General features: G+C 71.4%; 20 protein-coding genes and 1 tRNA gene. 18 read left to right on the top strand and 3 right to left on the bottom strand.

What is annotated here, in order from left to right; all coding sequences use genetic code 11:
• Nucleotides 1–540 carry an RNA polymerase sigma factor gene (locus AB0H64_RS06625; RefSeq protein ID WP_357620849.1) on the top strand — a complete coding sequence of 180 codons (540 nt, stop codon included), beginning with the start codon at nt 1–3 and terminating at the stop codon, nt 538–540.
• Nucleotides 527–1,384: a hypothetical protein gene (locus AB0H64_RS06620; protein ID WP_357620847.1), complete on the top strand. Its 858-nt coding sequence runs from the start codon at nt 527–529 to the stop codon at nt 1,382–1,384. The genes AB0H64_RS06625 and AB0H64_RS06620 overlap by 14 nt, the downstream gene beginning before the upstream one ends.
• On the opposite strand, the gene AB0H64_RS06615 is transcribed toward AB0H64_RS06620, so the two are convergent.
• Nucleotides 1,373–2,416 (bottom strand): adenosine deaminase, encoded by a 1,044-nt coding sequence (locus AB0H64_RS06615; RefSeq protein ID WP_357620845.1) that lies wholly within the window; start codon nt 2,414–2,416, stop codon nt 1,373–1,375. The two genes, AB0H64_RS06620 and AB0H64_RS06615, sit on opposite strands and share 12 nt — an antisense overlap.
• A gap of 69 nt (nt 2,417–2,485) precedes the next feature.
• Here AB0H64_RS06615 and AB0H64_RS06610 point away from each other — a divergent pair, with 69 nt between their 5' ends.
• The 4 genes from AB0H64_RS06610 to AB0H64_RS06595 all read left to right on the top strand — a co-directional run bounded on the left by AB0H64_RS06610 (nt 2,486) and on the right by AB0H64_RS06595 (nt 5,357).
• Nucleotides 2,486–2,986 (top strand): SigE family RNA polymerase sigma factor, encoded by a 501-nt coding sequence (locus tag AB0H64_RS06610; RefSeq protein ID WP_357620843.1) that lies wholly within the window; start codon nt 2,486–2,488, stop codon nt 2,984–2,986.
• The gene (locus AB0H64_RS06605; RefSeq protein WP_357620841.1) at nt 2,983–3,897 is read left to right on the top strand and encodes a PASTA domain-containing protein; all 915 of its coding nucleotides are present in this window, start codon (nt 2,983–2,985) and stop codon (nt 3,895–3,897) included. Before AB0H64_RS06610 ends, AB0H64_RS06605 begins: the two co-directional genes overlap by 4 nt.
• A 503-nt stretch (nt 3,898–4,400) precedes the next feature.
• Entirely contained in the window at nt 4,401–4,826 is a 426-nt protein-coding gene (locus AB0H64_RS06600) for a hypothetical protein (RefSeq protein ID WP_357620839.1), read from the top strand.
• 27 nt (nt 4,827–4,853) lie between these two features.
• Nucleotides 4,854–5,357: a hypothetical protein gene (locus tag AB0H64_RS06595; protein ID WP_357620837.1), complete on the top strand. Its 504-nt coding sequence runs from the start codon at nt 4,854–4,856 to the stop codon at nt 5,355–5,357.
• Nucleotides 5,358–5,385: 28 nt separating this feature from the next.
• On the opposite strand, the gene AB0H64_RS06590 is transcribed toward AB0H64_RS06595, so the two are convergent.
• Complete coding sequence (locus tag AB0H64_RS06590) at nt 5,386–6,594, bottom strand: pyridoxal phosphate-dependent aminotransferase (RefSeq protein ID WP_357620835.1); 1,209 nt, start codon at nt 6,592–6,594, stop codon at nt 5,386–5,388.
• A 181-nt stretch (nt 6,595–6,775) separates the two neighbouring features.
• Between AB0H64_RS06590 and AB0H64_RS06585 the strand changes: the two genes are divergently transcribed.
• From AB0H64_RS06585 to AB0H64_RS06545, 9 genes are all read left to right on the top strand, one after another.
• Nucleotides 6,776–6,848, top strand: a tRNA-Trp gene (locus AB0H64_RS06585).
• A 78-nt stretch (nt 6,849–6,926) separates the two neighbouring features.
• Nucleotides 6,927–7,172, top strand: coding sequence for a preprotein translocase subunit SecE (gene secE, locus AB0H64_RS06580; protein ID WP_310708543.1), 246 nt, complete (start codon nt 6,927–6,929; stop codon nt 7,170–7,172).
• A gap of 73 nt (nt 7,173–7,245) precedes the next feature.
• On the top strand, nt 7,246–8,070 hold the full coding sequence (gene nusG, locus AB0H64_RS06575) for a transcription termination/antitermination protein NusG (RefSeq protein ID WP_357620833.1): 825 nt from the start codon (nt 7,246–7,248) through the stop codon (nt 8,068–8,070).
• A gap of 117 nt (nt 8,071–8,187) precedes the next feature.
• Entirely contained in the window at nt 8,188–8,619 is a 432-nt protein-coding gene (gene rplK, locus AB0H64_RS06570; RefSeq protein ID WP_175595475.1) for a 50S ribosomal protein L11, read from the top strand.
• 59 nt (nt 8,620–8,678) lie between these two features.
• Nucleotides 8,679–9,398, top strand: a complete 720-nt coding sequence (rplA, locus tag AB0H64_RS06565; protein WP_310708540.1) for a 50S ribosomal protein L1 — start codon at nt 8,679–8,681, stop codon at nt 9,396–9,398.
• A 300-nt stretch (nt 9,399–9,698) separates the two neighbouring features.
• Complete coding sequence (locus AB0H64_RS06560; protein ID WP_357620830.1) at nt 9,699–10,523, top strand: LppX_LprAFG lipoprotein; 825 nt, start codon at nt 9,699–9,701, stop codon at nt 10,521–10,523.
• A 252-nt stretch (nt 10,524–10,775) separates the two neighbouring features.
• Complete coding sequence (rplJ, locus tag AB0H64_RS06555) at nt 10,776–11,300, top strand: 50S ribosomal protein L10 (protein ID WP_310708538.1); 525 nt, start codon at nt 10,776–10,778, stop codon at nt 11,298–11,300.
• A 69-nt stretch (nt 11,301–11,369) separates the two neighbouring features.
• A complete protein-coding gene (rplL, locus tag AB0H64_RS06550) occupies nt 11,370–11,762 on the top strand; it encodes a 50S ribosomal protein L7/L12 (protein WP_253768422.1) in 393 nt (130 codons plus the stop codon).
• Nucleotides 11,763–11,952: 190 nt separating this feature from the next.
• Nucleotides 11,953–13,836, top strand: coding sequence for a glycosyltransferase family 39 protein (locus AB0H64_RS06545; protein ID WP_357620827.1), 1,884 nt, complete (start codon nt 11,953–11,955; stop codon nt 13,834–13,836).
• A gap of 55 nt (nt 13,837–13,891) precedes the next feature.
• Here AB0H64_RS06545 and AB0H64_RS06540 read toward each other — a convergent pair whose 3' ends face one another.
• A complete protein-coding gene (locus AB0H64_RS06540; RefSeq protein ID WP_357620825.1) occupies nt 13,892–14,302 on the bottom strand; it encodes a nuclear transport factor 2 family protein in 411 nt (136 codons plus the stop codon).
• Between the two features lie 105 nt (nt 14,303–14,407).
• On the opposite strand from AB0H64_RS06540, the gene AB0H64_RS06535 reads away from it, so the two are divergent.
• From AB0H64_RS06535 to AB0H64_RS06525, 3 genes are all read left to right on the top strand, one after another.
• Nucleotides 14,408–14,971: a TetR family transcriptional regulator gene (locus tag AB0H64_RS06535; RefSeq protein WP_357620823.1), complete on the top strand. Its 564-nt coding sequence runs from the start codon at nt 14,408–14,410 to the stop codon at nt 14,969–14,971.
• Nucleotides 14,972–15,068: 97 nt separating this feature from the next.
• On the top strand, nt 15,069–15,566 hold the full coding sequence (locus AB0H64_RS06530; RefSeq protein ID WP_357620821.1) for a hypothetical protein: 498 nt from the start codon (nt 15,069–15,071) through the stop codon (nt 15,564–15,566).
• Nucleotides 15,567–15,647: 81 nt separating this feature from the next.
• The gene (locus AB0H64_RS06525; RefSeq protein WP_357620819.1) at nt 15,648–16,145 is read left to right on the top strand and encodes a hypothetical protein; all 498 of its coding nucleotides are present in this window, start codon (nt 15,648–15,650) and stop codon (nt 16,143–16,145) included.
• The last annotated feature ends 465 nt before the right edge of the window (nt 16,146–16,610 follow it).

Genomic DNA, 16,610 nt, shown 5'->3' with positions numbered 1-16,610 from the left:
ATGGACGACGACGAGGCCATCGCCCGCGCCCTCGCCGGCGACCTGACCGCCTACGAGGCGCTGGTCGCCCGGTACAGCACGCTCGCCCACCGCACCGCCGCCCTGCTCGGCGCCGCCGACGAGGCCGAGGACGTGGTGCAGGAGGCGTTCATCAAGGCGTACCGGCATCTGCCGTCGTTCCGGCGCGGCTCCCCCTTCCGCCCGTGGCTGCTGCGGATCGTGGCCAACGAGACGCACAACCTCACCCGCTCGCGCGGTCGCAGGAACGGCCTGGCCGCCCGGCTCGGCGCCGTCGCCGACCCCGTCGCGCCCGACGACCCCGAGGGCGCCGCCGTGGCGGAGGACCGCCGCGCGCGCCTCCTGGAGGCTGTGCGCGCCCTGCCCGGCGGCGAACGCGACGCCGTCGTCTGCCGGTACTTCTTACAGCTCACCGAGGCCGAGACCGCGCAGGTGCTCGGCCGTCCGGTGGGGACCGTCAAGTCCAGCACGCACCGCGGGCTGGCCCGGCTGAGGGAGGGGGTGGGCGGTGAGCTCGCGTGAGCCCCACGACGACGATCACGACGGTCGGGACGATCACGACGGTCCGGACGGTGTCGATGGCCTGGACGGTGTCGATGGCCTGGACGGTCTCGATGGTCTTGACGGCCTCGGCCGCCTCGGTGGCCTCGAAGCCGAGCTGATCGCCCTCGGCGACTCCCTCGACGTGCCCGCCCCGCCGCCCGCCGACGTCGCGGCGCGGGTCCGCGCCCGCCTGGGCGGCGAGGGCGTCGAGGCGGCCCCCGGCGTCCCGCGGCGCCGGCTGGAGCGCAGGCGCAGGTGGGCCGTCATCGCCGCCGTCGTGCTGGCCGTGGCCGCCGTCACCGCCGCCACCCCGCAGGGCAGGGCCGCCGTGACCCAGATCCTCAGATACGCCGGGATCGAGCTGCGCCTCGGCGGTGCGCCCGAGCCCGTCCTCTCGCCCACCCCGCTGCCCGGCGAGCGCGTCGTCACCCTCGACCGGGCCCGCGCCCTGGTCCGCTTCCCCGTCAGAACCCCCGGCGCCCTCGGGCCGCCGTCCGCCGTCACCGTCTCCGACGGCGGGCGGGTCGTGTCCATGCTGTGGGCCGGTGGCCTCCGCCTCGACCAGTTCGACGGCACCATCAGCCCGTACCTGTGGAAACAGCTCGGCCCGCCCTTCCCCGAGCAGGTCGAAGCCGGCGGCGTGGAAGCCCTGTGGATCGGCGGCGCCCACTCCCTCGGCTACATCAAGCGCGAGGACGGCACCTCCGTGCCGCTGCGGCAGGCCGCCCCCACCCTCATCTGGGAGTCGGGCGGAGTCGGCCACCGCCTGGAGGGCGCCGGCGACAAGGCCCGCGCCACCCGCATCGCCGGCTCACTGCGCTGACCTCCACGGTCCGGTCCGCGGCGCCGCCAGCCAGTCGTCGATCTCCTTCAGCAGGTCCTTGCGTGTCGCCTCCGGCGCGGCCGACGCCCGGACCGATTGCCGCGCCAGCTCCGCGAGCTCCGCGTCGCTGAAGCCGTACACCTCCCGCGCCAGCTCGTACTGCCGCGCCAGCCGCGAACCGAACAGCAGCGGGTCGTCCGCGCCCAGCGCGATCGGCACCCCCGCCTCGAACAGCCGCCGCACCGGAACGTCGGCCGGCCGCTCCACCACCCCGAGCCCCACGTTCGAGCTGGGACACACCTCGCAGCAGATCCCGCGCGCCGCCAGCCGCTCCATCAGCCGCTCGTCCTCGGCCGCCCGCACGCCGTGACCCACCCGGTCGGCCCGCAGGTCGTCCACGCACTGCGCCACGCTGCGCGGCCCCAGCAACTCGCCCCCGTGCGGCACCGCCAGCAGCCCGGCCCGCCGCGCGATCCGGAACGCCCGCTCGAAGTCGCGCGCCTGCGCCCGCCGCTCGTCGTTCGACAGCCCGAACCCCACGACCCCGCGCCCGGCGAACTGGCCCGCGAGCCGCGCCAGCGTGTTGGCGTCCAGCGGATGCCGCGTCCGGTTGGCCGCCACGACCACCGCGATCCCGACGCCCGCGTGCTCCGCAGCCCGGTCCACCGCGTCCAGCACCAGCTCCATCGTCGCCGTCAGCCCGCCGAACCGCTGCGCGTAACCCGACGGGTCCACCTGGATCTCCAGCCACCGCGACCCCTCGGCCGCCTCGTCCTCGGCCGTCTCCCGCAGCAGCCGGTAGACGTGCTCCGGCCGCGTCAGCACCGACCGCCCGATGTCGTACAGCCGCTGGAAGCGGAACCAGCCGCGCTCGTCGGTGGCGCGCAGCCGCGGCGGCCAGTCCTGCTCCAGGGCGTCCGGCAGGTGCAGGCCCTGCTCCCGGGCCAGCTCGATCAGCGTCGAGTGGCGCATCGAGCCGGTGAAGTGCAGGTGCAGGTGGGCCTTGGGGAGAGCGTCGAGCGGGCGTGCCATTTCCCTATGGTGCCACTCAACCTGACACGGCACTCACGCGTTGGGAGGGGCGAAAGGGGACCCCCGCTCATGACCGATGAAGACGAAGCGGCGTTCGACGAGTTCCTCGCCGCCAGGAGCACCTCGCTCATGCGTACCGCGATCCTGGTCTGTGGCGCCACCAGCCACGACGCCGAGGACCTCGTCCAGCACGCGCTGGAGAAGGTGTACCGGCACTGGCCCAGGATCCGGCGCGACAATCCCGAGGCGTACGCGCGCAGGGTCGTCGTCAACGCGGCGATCAGCAAGGCGCGGCGCCGCCGCCTGATCCAGGAGATCACGTTCGCGCGGCCGCCCGAGACGGCCGCGCCCTCACCCGACCTCGACCTGCGTGACGCGCTCTTCGAGGAGCTGCGCAGGCTCCCGCCCAGGATGCGGGCCGTGCTCGTCCTCCGCTACTGGGAGGACCAGTCCGAGGCGTCGACGGCCGCCCTGCTCGGCTGCTCGCTCGGCACCGTCAAGTCACAGGCCGCCCGCGGCCTCGCCAAGATCCGCGAACGCATGAACGTCACCGAAGGAGCGCTGTCATGAAGGTCGAGGACGCCCTCGCGGAGGCCATGGAGCGCCAGGTCGCCCACGTGCAGGCGCCGCCCACGCTGGGCCGGGCCGTGCGCCGCCGGCACCGCGCCCACGTCATCAGGCTCCGCACGGCCGGCGCCGCCCTCCTGACCGCCGCCGTCGCCGTGGCCGTGCCCGTGGCGCTCAACGCCGGGCGGCCGGCCCCCGCCCCCGTCGCCACCTCGCCCGCCGCCGACCCCGCAACGGGCCAGGACAAGGTGGTGGTCGAATCCGTCACCGTCCCGGACGTCACGGGCCTGACCGTCACCCGCGCTCTCGACCAGCTCAAGGCGGCCGGACTGGTCGTGGACGATCCGGAGACGCTCGGCGCCGAGGAGACCGACAAGGTCGTCCTCCAGCAGAAGCCGGCCGCCGGCGAGCAGCTCGCCAGGGGCGGACGCGTCATGCTCACCCTCGCGTCCCCCGCGCAGGAGCCGCAGGACCTCGGGGACCTGGGCGACGGCCGCACGTTCGGCGGGATCCACATCGGCTACCTGCCCGACGGCCTCGCCTGGGACAAGTGGTCCGGCAAGAACGGGTTCGGCAAGAAGAGCTACACCACCTCCTTCTCGCCCGGCGGGGACGGGTCCCAGGGCTACGGCGTCCAGGTCGTCGTGTACGAGGGCCAGGCCACCCAGCGGGTACGGGACCGGATCGGCGCCCTGCCCTCCGTCGAGGTCGGCGGCCGCGAGGGCTACCTCGCCCACCTCACCGAGGGTGGCGAGGTGGCGCAGAAGGCGGCGGACGACACCACGGCCACGGTCGGCTTCTTCGTCCGCGACCGGCTGGCCGTCGAGGCGTACATCAGCCCCGTGTACGCCAAGAAGGTCGACGCCCTGGCCGAGCTGAAGAAGATCGCGGAAGCGATCGAACCGGCCAAGTGACCCGCGTGCCGTCGCCGGCCGTGCCGTCCGTTCGTACGACTCGTGCCGTCCAGTCGTACGAACGGGACCACGGACGGCGGCGGACCGGGGATCCTACGGTCATGACCCCTGAGGCGACGACCCCGCGTCTCCGGCACGACGCCTCCCGCCGTGACGCGCACTCCGGGCAGGACGGGCGCTCAGTGCATGACGGGCACCCCGGGAATTCCGGGCGAGAGGGACGCTCCGGGCGGGACGGGCATTGGTGGCGGGCTGCGCTCGCGCTCGGCGCGTTCGGGGTGGCGGCGGCCGCCGTCTACGGGATCTTCTCCTCGGGATTCGGCCGCCCGCCCCGCGCCGCCGCCCTGTCACCGGCACCCGCCCTGTCACCGGCACCCGCCGTGTCGTCGCGCCCCTCCGCGTCCCCGCGATCGTCCCCGCCCCCCGCGTCCCCGAAATCGTCCCCGGGATCGTCACCGGGGCCGTTCCCGGGGCCGTTCCCGGGGCGAGCCGCGGCCGCGAAGGTGCCGCCCGTCCCCGGGCGCGTTCCCGCTCTCGCCGTCGTCTCCGACGACCTCTGGCTCACCCACCTGCCCCCGGGGCTCGCCCGGACCGGAGGGGGAGCGGTCGAGGCCGGGCCCGGCTCCCGGGCCGTACAGGCACTCTTCGGCTCCGGCGACAGGTTCGTGGAGGCCCGCGTCGACTACGGCGCCGTCGCCGCCGGCTGGGCGGTCTATCGGCGCACCGCCCCGCCCGGTGCCCGCGAGACCACGGTCCGCGGCCGGCCCGCCATGGTCGGGCGCGACCCGCGCGGCGGCCGGACCATCGTGTGGCTGGAGCGGCCGGGCACCGGCGTCCGCGTCCGGGTCGGCGAACCTCTGGCCGGAGAGCTGCTTGCGGTTGCCGCCTCCGCGCGCACTCCTGTAGGAGACTGGGGAGGTTTTCCCTGAGTCTCCACAAGAAGTCATGGGGGATGGATGCGCGGCCGCCTGGCCTCGGCGATCATCATGCTGGCAGTGGCCGGCTGCGGCTCCGGCGCGCCCGTGACGCACACCGCACACACCACGCCCGGCCACGCCACCGTCCACGAGACGCCGCACCCGAGCCTCACCTGCGGTGACGGCCCGTTGACGATCACCTACGTGCCGTCCGGGCTCGACCCCGGACCCGCGTTCGAGCGGATCAAGTCGCTGACCCGACGCCTCGACGTGCGCGGCCTGTCCTGGCGCGGCAGCGGCGGCGAGCAGTTGCTGGTCGCCGTGGTGTGCGGCGTGCGCTCGGCCGAGACGTTCGCCACGCTGGTCAGCAGGTCGGGGCTCGGCGCGTACCAGGGCATGCCGGCACTGCGCTGGCGCACACGCGGCGACATGCGTAACTTCATGTGGCTCCAGCGGCCCGGTGTCGCGGTGTACGTCGCCACGACTCCGGGCCTCGCCGACGAGGTCGGCGAGGTCGCGGCCGGCATCGTCCCGGACGGCTGACCGGCCGCGACAGCGCCCCGAACGGGCCTCAGCGCGCCTCGGACAGCAGCTTGGCCATCCGGCTGACGCCCTCGACCAGGTCGTCGTCGCCGAGCGCGTACGACAGCCGGAAGTAGCCCGGCGTGCCGAACGCCTCGCCCGGCACCACCGCGACCTCCGCCTCCTCCAGGATCAGCTCGGCCAGCTCCGCCGACGACGCCGGCCGCCGCCCGCGCAGCTCCTTGCCGACCAGCTCCTTGATCGACGGGTACGCGTAGAACGCCCCCTTCGGCTCCGGGCACACCACGCCCGGGATCTCGTTGAGCATCCGCACCATGGTCCGCCGGCGCCGGTCGAACGCCTCGCGCATCCGCTCCACCGCCGACAGGTCGCCCCGCAGCGCCGCCAGCGCGGCCATCTGCGAGACGTTCGCCACGTTGGAGGTGGCGTGCGACTGGAGGTTCGTGGCCGCGCGCACCACGTCCGGCGGCCCGATCAGCCAGCCCACCCGCCAGCCCGTCATCGCGTACGTCTTGGCCACGCCGTTGAGCACGACCACCCGGTCGGCCAGCTCGGGGACGGCCGTGGCGATGCTGGTGAACTCCGCGCCGCCGTACACGAGGTGCTCGTAGATCTCGTCCGTGACCACCCACAGGCCGTGCTCGGCGGCCCAGCGGCCGATCTCCTCGGTCTGCTCGCGCGTGTGGACGGCGCCCGTGGGGTTGGACGGCGAGACGAACAGCAGGACCTTGGTGCGCTCCGTGCGCGCCGCCTCCAGCTGCTCGACGCTCGCCAGGTAGCCGGTCGTCTCGTCGGTCACGACGTCGACCTGGACGCCGCCCGCCAGCTTGATCGCCTCCGGGTACGTCGTCCAGTACGGCGCGACGACCAGGACCTCGTCGCCCGGGTCGAGCAGCGTGGCGAACGCCTCGTAGACCGCCTGCTTGCCGCCGTTGGTGACCAGGACCTGCGTCGGGTTCACCCGGTAGCCGGAGTCGCGCAGCGTCTTGTCGGCGATCGCCAGCTTCAGCTCGGGAAGGCCGCCGGCCGGCGTGTACTTGTGGAAACGGGGATCGCGCGCCGCCTCGATCGCCGCCTCGACGATGTAGTCGGGCGTGGGGAAGTCGGGCTCGCCGGCGCCGAAGCCGATGACCGGGCGGCCGTCCGCCTTCATCGCCTTGGCCCGGGCGTCCACGGCGAGCGTGGCTGACTCGGAGATCGCGGAGATCCGCGTGGAGATGCGAGGTCGCATGGACATGGCTCCATGCTCCCATCTCCTCGCCGCCCAGGACCGTCGGCGGGCCTCTGACCTGCGAGATCGGAATGGGTTCGACGGAACGGGGATCCACCGATACACTTTCGCCTGGTCGTGCCGCCGCATGTCGATGTGCGGTTCGGTCCAGGCAGTGAGCCGATCAGGGTAGTGTGGTTGGCGACATAGGGCACTGGCGCAATTGGTAGCGCACCGGTCTCCAAAACCGGCGGTTGGGGGTTCGAGTCCCTCGTGCCCTGCGAGTGCGGTCCGCGCAATAATGGGCGTGTAATGCGCGCCGCAAACTGCGTCGGATACGACAGATTCAGGTGAGGACTGTGGCGATCGACACGCGCGGCGAGACCGCAGGCAAGCCCAGTGGTGAGAAGAAGTCTCGCACTACGCCTGCCCTTTTCTACCGGCAGGTCGTCAATGAGCTCCGCAAGGTCATCTGGCCGACACGCAAGGATCTCATCACCTACACCACGGTCGTTCTGGTATTCGTTCTGATCATGGTCGCGATCGTGTACGGGCTCGACAGCGCCCTCGGGTGGGCCATCCTCCGCGTCTTCGGCGGAGCCTGATCCGACGCCGCCGGTATCACCTGACGGAGTCGCCATACGATTCGACGAAATTCGACGGAAGAGGAAAGTCACCGTGTCCGAGTCTTCAGTGCCGGCGGAGGAGTCCCGCAGCGAGTGGGGCGACGAGCCGGAAGAGGCCGTCGAGGCCGCTGAGGAGACCTCCGGCGCCGAGCTCGCTGACAGCGACGAGGCCGCCGACGACGAGGTCGTGTCCGCGACCGACGAAGACGGTGACGCTGAGTTCGACGACGACGAGGACGATGCCGACGAGGTCGACGTCGCCGAGTCCGAGGTCGAAGAGCCCGACGTCGATCCCGTCGAGGAGTTCAAGAGCGGCCTGCGTGGCCAGCCCGGCGAGTGGTACGTGATCCACTCCTACGCCGGCTACGAGAACCGCGTGAAGTCCAACATCGAGAGCCGCAACGTGTCGCTCAACATGGAGGACTACATCTACCAGGTCGAGGTGCCGACGCACACCGTCCAGGAGTTCAAGAGCGGCAAGAAGGTCCCGGTCAAGGAGCGGGTGCTGCCCGGCTACGTGCTGGTGCGCATGGAGCTGACCGACGAGTCCTGGGCCGCCGTGCGCAACACGCCGGGCGTGACGGGCTTCGTCGGCCTGTCCAACAAGCCGAGCCCGCTGAGCCTGGACGAGGTCGCCAAGCTGCTCGCCCCGGAGCCCACCGAGGAGAGCAAGAAGGCCGCCGCCAAGACCAGCAGTGGCCCGACGGTCGAGTTCGAGATCGGCGAGTCCGTCACGGTCATGGACGGCCCGTTCGCCACGCTGCCCGCCTCGGTGAGCGAGATCAGCCCCGAGTCGCAGAAGCTCAAGGTGCTCGTCTCCATCTTCGGTCGCGAGACCCCGGTTGAGCTGTCGTTCAACCAGGTCTCGAAGATCTAAGACGATCACTTACACTTAGACGTTCGGCCGGCCGCCTCTCGCGAAGGGCGGCCTTCCGACATGTCCGGCCGCACCCGCGCCCGGACAGCATCACGATCAGGACCCGGAGAAGGACTCATGCCTCCGAAGAAGAAGATCGCGGCGCTCGTCAAGGTCCAGCTTCCCGCTGGCCAGGCCACGCCCGCCCCGCCGGTCGGTACCGCCCTCGGTCCGCACGGCGTCAACATCATGGACTTCGTCAAGCAGTACAACGCTGCGACGGAGGCTCAGCGGGGCAACATCATCCCCGTTGAGATCACCATTTTCGAGGACCGCAGCTTCACCTTCGTCACGAAGACGCCTCCGGCCCCCGAGCTGATCAAGAAGGCTCTGGGTCTCGACAAGGGCAGCGCGGTCCCGCACAAGGACAAGGTCGGCAAGCTCAGCCGCGAGCAGCTCCGCAGCATCGCCGAGACCAAGATGCCCGACCTCAACGCCAACGACATCGAGGCGGCCGAGAAGATCATCGCCGGCACCGCCCGGTCGATGGGCATCACCGTCGCCGACTGAGACCTTTCCCTACCCCGTGGGAGGGCCCGGAGCTGGCCCGCGGACCACAAGGAGACATCATGCAGCGCAGCAAGGCGCACAAGAACGCCGCGGCGAAGATCGACCGCGACAAGCTCTACTCCCCGGCCGAGGCGGCGAAGATCGCCAAGGACACGTCGACCACCAAGTTCGACGCGACCGTCGAGGTCGCGGTGCGGCTCGGCGTCGACCCTCGCAAGGCCGACCAGATCGTGCGCGGCACGGTCAACCTTCCGCACGGCACCGGTAAGACCGCCCGGGTCCTGGTCTTCGCGACCGGTGACCGTGCCGAGGCCGCCCGCGAGGCGGGCGCCGACATCGTCGGCGCCGACGAGCTGATCGACGAGATCGCCAAGGGCAACCGGCTCAACGAGTTCGACGCCGTGGTCGCCACCCCGGACCTCATGGGCAAGGTCGGCCGTCTGGGCCGCGTCCTCGGCCCGCGTGGTCTCATGCCCAACCCCAAGACCGGCACGGTGACGCCCGACGTCGCCAAGGCCGTGACGGAGATCAAGGGCGGCAAGATCGAGTTCCGCACCGACCGGCAGGCCAACCTGCACTTCATCATCGGCAAGACGTCGTTCGACGAGCGCAAGCTCATCGAGAACTACGCCGCCGCGCTCGACGAGGTGCTCCGGCTCAAGCCGTCGGCCGCCAAGGGCCGCTACGTCAAGAAGGTCACCTTCTCGACCACCATGGGCCCCGGCGTCCCGGTCGACCCCAACGCCACGCGCGGCCTCACGGCCGAGCTCGACGCGTAGGCGACGACCTCCGCGCCTCCGGCTCACCCCGGGACGCGTGACGTCCTGGGCGCCTGTGAGGCACTCCGAGGCGCGTGACGTTCCGCGCGTCTCCGAGGCACTCCGGGACGTGTGACGTCAGCGCCTCGGGCGCTCGCCGGCACAAGCGCACACCGAACGGCCCCCGCCCCCACCGGGCGGGGGCCGTTCGCGTTGTGCGGAGAGGCCGGCGGCAAAGGACCCGTCCGGGACGACCCTGGGTTTTCCCCGAGATCTCCGGGGAAGTCGGCAATTCCGGCTACTGACACGTAGGGTCAAAACATGCTGAAGCGCAGGATCTCTCTCGCCACTACCGCGGCGGGCGCCGCCTTAGTGGCGGTCACGCTCACCGGTTGCGGCTCGAACGCACAGCCCATCCAGGTGAACCTGGCCGCCTCCGAAGTGCTGGCGCAGGCCGCGCAGAAGACCGCGGAGGTCACCAGCTACACCGTCGACGCCGTCGTCGACGTGTCGAGTCCTGAGGACAAGGGCAAGGTGCAGGGGCGGATGCTCTACCAGAGCAAGCCGCAGCTCGCCGTGGACCTCACCCTCGACACCGTCGACCTGGGCGAGCGCGGGCTCCCCGGCGGGGTGCGGGCCGTGCTCCAGGGCGACACCGTCTACGTCAAGGTCGAGGCGCTGAAGGAGCTCGTCGGCGCCACCAAGCCGTGGATCAAGGTCTCGCTCAACGACATCGGCGGCTCCGACCAGGTCAAGCAGACGCTCGGCCAGATCCAGCAGTTCGACCTGGCCAACGTCACCAAGATGGTCACCACGTCCCAGGACGTGAAGTCCGTCGGCACGGAGACCGTGGACGGCACGGACGCCACCCACTACAGCGGCACGTTCCCGACGGACGTGGCCGTCAAGCAGCTGCCCGCCGACGAGCAGGAGCAGGCCCGCAGGGGCCTGGCGGAGCTCAAGGACGTCAAGTTCGACGTCTGGGTCGGCTCCGACGGCCTGCCGCGCAAGCTCGCGCTGAACGGCAAGGAGCAGGACACCACGCTCGACGCGACGCTGCTCTTCAAGGGCTTCAACGAGCCCGTGAACATCGACGCGCCGCCCGCCGACCAGGTCGGCGAGATGCCCAAGCCCACCACCAACTGAGCGACGGTTCCAGAGAGCGATTTGGAAACTCGGCGACCAGCACGTACTCTGGTCGTTGCCGAAGACCGCCGGTCGTCGTCAGGTGCCTCAAGACCTGACGACCGAAGGATCCGCTCAAGCGGACGGCCCGCGCAGGTGTGATGCGAGTTTCCCGCATGGTTATCCATGTGTGAGCCCCGTGTGCGCCCCTGCGCCCGGGGCTGTTCTCTTTTCTGGGGTGCCTTCACCGGTGGCACATCTGGAAGGAGGCCCATGGCGAGGGCGGATAAGGCGACAGCGGTTGCCGAGCTCAAGAACGAGTTCGAAGGCAGCGCTGCCGCCGTTCTGACCGAGTACCGCGGTCTCACCGTCGCCCAGCTCAAGCAGCTGCGCGTTGCTCTTGGTGAGAATGCGAAGTTCGCCGTGGCGAAGAACACCCTGACCAAGATCGCGGCCAACGAGGCCGGCGTGACGGGTCTGGACGACCTGCTGATCGGCCCGACCGCCGTCGCCTTCGTCAAGGGCGACGTCGTCGAGGCGGCCAAGGGTCTGCGTGACTTCGCCAAGGCCAATCCCCTTCTGGTGATCAAGGGTGGCGTTCTCGAGGGCAAGGCCCTCGACGCCGCTGAGATCACCAAGCTCGCCGACCTCGAGTCCCGCGAGGTTCTCCTCGCGAAGCTTGCCGGCGCGATCAAGGCGAAGCAGAGTGCTGCTGCCGCGATGTTCGCCGCGCTGCCCACCAACATGGCTCAGCTGGCCGAAGCCCTTCGCGCGAAGCGCGAAGAGGCGGGCGAGTAACTCGGGGATTGCCGCACCACCCGCGGTCCCGTTCCTAAATTTCGCAAGTCTCATACGGAGGAAACCATCATGGCGAAGCTCAGCACCGACGAGCTGCTCGACGCGTTCAAGGAGATGACCCTCCTCGAGCTCTCCGAGTTCGTGAAGCAGTTCGAGGACGTCTTCGACGTCAAGGCCGCCGCCCCCGTGGCCGTCGCCGCCGCCGCTCCGGCCGGTGGCGGTGCCGCCGCCGCCGAGGTCGAGGAGCAGGACGAGTTCGACGTCATCCTCGAGGCCGCCGGCGACAAGAAGATCCAGGTCATCAAGGAGATCCGCGCCCTCACGTCCCTCGGCCTGAAGGAGGCCAAGGACCTGGTGGACGGCGCTCCCAAGCCGGTCTTCGACGGCAAGGTCAACAAGGAGCAGGCGGAGAAGGCCAAGGCTGCCCTCGAGGGCGCCGGCGCCACCGTCACCGTCAAGTAACACCCCTCTCCGGGCGCCCTCGGGGCGTCTCGCGGAGGTCGTTCGTCCAGAAGGGGCGGCCACACCCTGGTGCCGGGTGTGCCGCCCCTTCTGCGTGTCCGGACCCGGCGCGACAAGGCGACCCCGGGCACTAACGAGATTCTCATGCTCGTCTCATCGCCGGCCGAGGGGCCGTTCCTAGCCTGCGAGGGTGACCACTACGCATGCCGGCACGCGATGGGCGCCGGCCGGGCTGCTCGCCGCCACCGCCGCGCTCTACCTCTGGGGGCTCGGCTCCTCCGGCTGGGCGAACTCGTTCTACTCGGCCGCCGTCCAGGCCGCCAGCCAGAGCTGGAAGGCGTTCTTCTTCGGCTCCTCCGACGCCGCCAACGCGATCACCGTGGACAAGACGCCCGCGTCGCTGTGGCCGATGGAGCTCAGCGCGCGGCTCTTCGGGCTGAACTCGTGGAGCATCCTCGTACCGCAGGCGCTCATGGGGGTGGCGACCGTCGCGGTGGTGTACGCCACGGTGCGGCGGCGCTTCCCCGTCTGGGCGGGGCTGCTGGCGGGGGCCGTGATGGCGCTGACGCCGGTGGCGGTGCTGATGTTCCGGTTCAACAACCCGGACGCGCTCCTGGTGCTGCTGCTGACGCTCGCGGCGTACTGCGTGGTGCGGGCGCAGGAGCGGGCCGTCACCCGCTGGCTGGTGCTGGCGGGGGTGTGCCTGGGGTTCGCGTTCCTGGCCAAGATGTTGCAGGCGTTCCTGGTGCTGCCGGGGTTCGCGCTGGTGTACGTGATGACGGCGCCCACGGGGGTGTGGCGGCGGATGCGGCAGCTCGCGCTGGCCGGGGTGGCCATGGTGGTGTCGGCCGGGTGGTGGCTGCTGGCCGTGGCCCTGGTGCCGGCGTCGGAGCGGCCGTACATCGGCGGCTCGCAGACCAACAGCGTGCTGGAGCTGGCCCTCGGCTACAACGGCATCGGGCGGCTGAACGGCGCCGACTACGGCGGCCTCGGCAACCTCAACCAGGAGGCGGGGCCGTTGCGGCTGTTCGACACGGAGGCCGGGGGCCAGATCTCGTGGCTGCTACCCGCCGCGCTGATCCTGCTGGCGGCCGCGCTGTGGCTGACGCGGGGAGCGTCTCGCACCGATCCGGCCCGCGCCCAGTTCGGCGTGTGGGGCGGATGGCTGGCGGTCACGGGGCTGGTCTTCAGCCTCATGCAGGGGATCTTCCACGCGTACTACACGGTGGCGCTGGCGCTGTGGTCGTACGTGCTGCTGACACGTGACGAGGACTGGAACCCGTGGCTGGGGCCCGTGGTGCTGGTGGCCGGGCTGGGGCTCGCAGCGGCTCTACTGGCGGGCAGCCGCTTCACCGCCCGGCCCGAGGCTCCGGCCCCGGCCCCGGAGGTCCTGGAGCCCGTACGGCGGCGGATGCCGCGATGGTGGGGCGCGGTCGTCGCAGGGGCGATCGCGGTGTCCTTGGCCGGGCCGGCCGCCTACGCGGTGGACACCGCGGCCTCCCCGCACACCGGAGCCATCCCGACGGCCGGTCCGTCCACCGGCGGGTTCGGTCCGGGCGCGTTCCGGGGCGGCGGGGCGCCGGGCATGGGCCGCATGGGCGCCCAGCCGGGGCCGGGCCGGCCCGGGGGAGCGCCGCAGGGCATGGGTCGCGACGGCATGGGGGGCGGCATGCGCGGCCGGGCCGGCGGCATGGGCGGGCTGCTCGACGCGGCCGCCCCGTCGGCCGAGCTGACCACGCTGCTCAAGAGCGGGGCCGCCTCCTACACGTGGGCCGCCGCGACCGTGGGCTCGAACAACGCCGCCGGGTACCAGCTCGCGACCGGCCTGCCGGTGATGGCGGTGGGCGGGTTCAACGGCACGGACCCCGCACCGACGCTCGCCCGCTTCAAGCAGTTCGTCGCCGAGAAGAAGATCCACTACTTCGTAGGCTCGGGCATGGGGATGAGCGGCCGCGCGGCCCCCTCGGGCGGCGGGGGGAGCGACGACGCGGCCCGGATCGCGACCTGGGTCCAGGAGACGTTCACGGCCACCACAGTGAGCGGGGTGACGGTCTTCGACCTGACGACGGGCTGATCCGCTGACCCGGCTGACGTGCTGACCGTCCGCCCGGGCGTGCCGCCCTCCCGGATCACACGGCGGCGGCGCGTACGCCGCCGATGGCGCCGGTGTCCATGTAGTCACGGGTGTGGACGATCAGCCCGCCCCTGATCCGCAGCACCAGCAGGCCGGGGACGGTGATCGGCCGGCCGTTGACCGTCACGTCGGTCTCCTGCTCCACCACGACGACCTCGGCGTCGGCCCCGGGGTGGAGCGCCACGGTGCGGACCCGTTCGACCTCGGCGGGCGTCGTGGACCAGGTGGCGCGGTAGCCGGCGCGGACCTCCTCCCGCCCCCTGAGCGGCGGCAGGCCACCGAACGGGAACTCGTGCAGGCCGTCCTCGGCGTACAGATCGGCGAGCTCGTCGGCGGACTTGCGCAGCATGGCCCGGTGGTAGGCGGCGACGACCTCTTCGGCGACGAGAGGCTCTTCGGTGGACACAGGCTCTTCGGTGGACACAGGCATATCCCATTCCCTCGGCGGACGTTGGCTCAACGAGCGTAGAGCGAAAAGGCAGAGTGGGTCAACGCGTGTAGAGTCGGAGCCGTGACCGAGCCAGCGCTCACGCGCGCCGAGCGCCGCCGCAGGACCGAGCGGCGCATCCTCGACGCGGCACGCGAGCTGTTCGCCGAGCGCGGCTTCGAGCGCACCACGATCCGCGCCGTGGCGGGGGCCGCCGAGGTCGATCCCGCGCTGGTCATGCAGTACTTCGGCAACAAGCAGCGGCTCTTCGGCGAGGCCGTGCGCGTGGCCCGCCCCACCGAGCCGGCGACGGGCCCCGACGAGGCCGTCGAGCACCTGCTCGGCACCCTGGGCGTGAAGATGAGCCTGCCGCCCGCCTCGCTGGCGATGCTCCGGTCGATGCTCACGCACCCGGAGGCCGCCACGACGGCTCGCGAGTCGCTGAGCCGGCAGGTCGAGCAGGTGAGCGCGTCGCTGCCCGGAGAGGACGCCCGGCTGCGGGCGGCGCTGATGACGACGATCATGCTGGGGCTGACCGTGGGCCATCAGCTTCTGGAGTTGGAGGAGCTGCGCGAGGCGTCCCGCGAGGAGATCGTCGCCGCCCTCCGTCCCGCGCTGCGTGCCCTCGCCGCCCCTGAGGCTCACTGACCGATCCATACCGTCTCGTGCCTGTCCGGCCGATTGCCGTCCTGCCGCGGTGACCTCCGCGTTATGATCCGGCGACCGGCGAAAGGGGCGAGCGGACGTGACGAATCTCTCTCTCCGGCTCGGCCGCCCGCTGATCCTCGTGCTGTCCGGGCTGCTCGTCCTCCTGGCCGTCGCGGGTCTGTGGATCGGCGCGCAGGAGCGGGACGCGCAGGCCAGGGCCGACGAGCGGAGAGCCGCGCTCGACGCCGCGGGCGCGCACGCGGTGAGCCTGCTGTCGCTCCACTACAAGACCGTGGACGCGGACGCGCGGCGCATCCTGGACACCTCGACCGGGGCGGCGCGCGAGGAGTACGAGGCGAATCTGGGACGGCTCAAGAGCACCACGGTCGCCAACAAGGTGGTGCAGGACGGCGTGCTGCGGGCCACCGGGCTGGTGTCGCTGACCGGCTCGGCGGCGAAGGTGCTGGTGGTGGCCGACGTGGACATCCGCTGGGAGGGGTCGAAGACGCCGCCCCAGGACCGGTTCTACCGGTGGTCGATGGATCTCACCAAGGTCGGCGGGGTCTGGCTCGTGTCGAAGGCCGTACAGGTGTGAGTGCCGTACAGGTGTGAGGTCCCGGACGGGTGTGAGACGCGGACGGGCGCCGAAGGCCGTACAGGCGTGAAGGAGGCGGGTGTGAGGGTCGTCATGGCCGCTGTGCTGGCCGTCGCCGTGCTCGTGCTGGGCGCGGTCGTCGGCGTGATGTGGGCCGACCTGCGGGCCCTTCACGACGCCGACGCGGACGCCGTTGAGGCCGTGGCGGCGGCCCGTACGGCCGCCCCTGAGCTGATGTCGTACGACTACCGCACGGTCGAGCGTGACCTGGCGCGGGCCAGGACGCGCACCACCGGCGCGCTGGCCGGCTACTACGGCGAGCTGGCCAGGTCCCTGACCGGCAAGGCGAAGGCGCAGAAGACCGTGCAGACGGCCTCCGTGGCCGCGGCCGGAGTCGAACGGGCCGAGCCCGGGCGGGTCGAGGTGCTCTTGTTCGTGAACACCGGTACCGTCAGGGAGGTTCCGGGGGAGGCGGCCCCTCAGCGGCAGATCAGCCAGAACAGGGTCAGGCTGGTCATGGTCCGCGGTGACGCAGGGTGGTTGGCGGCGGACCTGTCCACGCTGATCGGGACGGCCTGAGCGGTCTGGGCGCGGCGGGACCGTCAATTGTTACCAAAAAAGAGGTTTGGCGAAGGTCAAGGACGGGGTACCTCCTTCACGACCACACCGGTCGCCGGCATGGGTTCGTCCCTCGGCGTGACGGAGCGTTAACCGTCCCCGTTCGCGGGTATCGTCTTGGGCCTGACGGTTGGCGTCCGATCACGCAGGGGAGAAAACCCAGCGTCCGGGCCCTGGGTCGGCGGAAAGTCCGGCTTGTGGGCTTGACGTTTTCGCTCGAACGGGCGATGCTGCGACCAACGTGAAGCATGCAGCGAGAGCAAAGTGGACAGGCGTGTGCCGTTCGGCTACACTGCCCCTTTGCGCTGCCCTTTGACGACCCGCTCCGCTTGCTCACGTTGCGAGGTTGTCTGGCGTGCGTGTAGTCAGTCCGCCGCGAGCCCTCGGAAGGACATCTGTTGGCAGCCTCGCGCAACGCCTCCGCCG

This window comes from Nonomuraea sp. NPDC050733 (assembly GCF_040654215.1).
GTDB lineage: Bacteria > Actinomycetota > Actinomycetes > Streptosporangiales > Streptosporangiaceae > Nonomuraea.
This window is presented reverse-complemented; position numbering and strand designations above follow the sequence as displayed.